The following is a 1,300-nucleotide window of genomic DNA, read 5'->3' as shown; positions in this document are numbered from 1 at the left end:
CGGGCACGGCAATCAGCACCTCATGACGCGCTTTGGAAATGTCAATCGCCACCAAAACAGGCTCGGCCTGTGCAATGCTCATATCGGTCATAGTCGGTCTCCTCTGCGGTGTGGTTTGTTGCAAAACCACTGTAGGGACCTGAGACCCGGCTATGACCACCTGCTGCGCAATTTGAACGCTGCGCAGGCTGTCATAGCCTCTCAATCAACATCATTCCGAAGGTGTTACGGCCCGGAATACATCAGTGGCAAGCTGCTGATATGGGCCGAGAAACAGGGGGGCTCGATCCAACACATCCAACCCGGACAACCGCAGCAGAATGCCTACATCAAGCGATACAACCGCACAGTCAAGCACGAGTGGCTTGACCAATACATCATCGAAAACATCGAGGAGGTCCAAGACCACGCCACGCAATGGCTCTGGACATACAACAACGACCGCCCGAACATGGGCATCGGCGGCATCACACCCGCACAGAAACTGAAAATGGCCGCGTAAGTTCTACGACCGCACCCCGTTAAAATTGGGGAGATTACCGTCCGAAGTAAACGTCGGCAGGTGTGACGTTGTTCAAGCTCTCGTGGTAGCGCTGGTGGTTGTAGTGATCGACGAAGGCTTCGATTTGGGCTTCGAGATCACCGGGTAGGAAGTAGTTTTCCAGCAGAATGCGGTTCTTCAACGTCTGGTGCCAGCACTCGATCTTGCCTTGGGATTGGGGATGATAGGGCGCTCTGCGCGAGTGCTTCATGCCTTTGCCTTGCAACCATTCAGCCAGTTCACCAGAGACGTAGCTGGATCCGTTGTCGCAGCTGACCTGCCCCCCGGTCGTCCCTTGGTCATAGCGAGAGTCCTTGGGTTTGATAGTCGTCGGTTTCGGGTGTGGCAAGCGCGCCGGGCGCGATGCCATCAAGTAGCTCAAGCGCTCGGCGCGCTTCTGCGGGGGTCTTGTTGCCGAGCGATGAATGCGGCCTGACGTTGTTGTAATCGTAGCGCCAGAGGGCCAGCGTTCGGCGGGCGTCGGTCAGGCTGTCGAAGATCTCTTCGTTGAGGCATTCATCTCGGAGGCTGCCGTTGAATGACTCGATGTAACCGTTCTGTTGCGGCTTGCCGGGGTCGATGTAATGCCACTCGACCTTGTTGTCGTTGGCCCACTTCAGAATAGCCTTGCTGGTGAACTCCTTCCCGTAACACCTTCGGAATGATGTTGATTGAGAGGCTATGACAGCCTGCGCAGCGTTCAAATTGCGCAGCAGCGGTCATAGCCGGGTCTCAGGTCCCTACAGTCGTTTTGCAACA

General features: G+C 56.1%; 3 pseudogenes. 1 reads left to right on the top strand and 2 read right to left on the bottom strand.

The annotated features are described in order from the left end of the window. Positions 1-229 precede the first annotated feature (229 nt). Positions 230-502 (top strand): annotated as a pseudogene (locus FQ320_RS25215) (integrase core domain-containing protein); the annotation flags it as partial. 37 nt (positions 503-539) lie between these two features. Here the strand turns inward: FQ320_RS25215 and FQ320_RS25210 are convergent. Together FQ320_RS25210 and FQ320_RS25205 are read right to left on the bottom strand one after the other, a co-directional pair. Beyond that, a pseudogene (locus FQ320_RS25210) lies at positions 540-809 on the bottom strand (integrase core domain-containing protein); the annotation flags it as partial. A gap of 31 nt (positions 810-840) precedes the next feature. Further along, positions 841-1,188 (bottom strand): annotated as a pseudogene (locus FQ320_RS25205) (integrase core domain-containing protein); the annotation flags it as partial. Positions 1,189-1,300: the final 112 nt, after the last annotated feature.

Origin of the sequence: Oceaniovalibus sp. ACAM 378 (genome assembly GCF_008085915.1) — a bacterium.
In the GTDB taxonomy this organism is placed as follows: domain Bacteria; phylum Pseudomonadota; class Alphaproteobacteria; order Rhodobacterales; family Rhodobacteraceae; genus Oceaniglobus.
The sequence above is the reverse complement of the archived record's forward strand: the minus strand, read 5'-3'. Positions and strand labels throughout refer to the sequence as shown.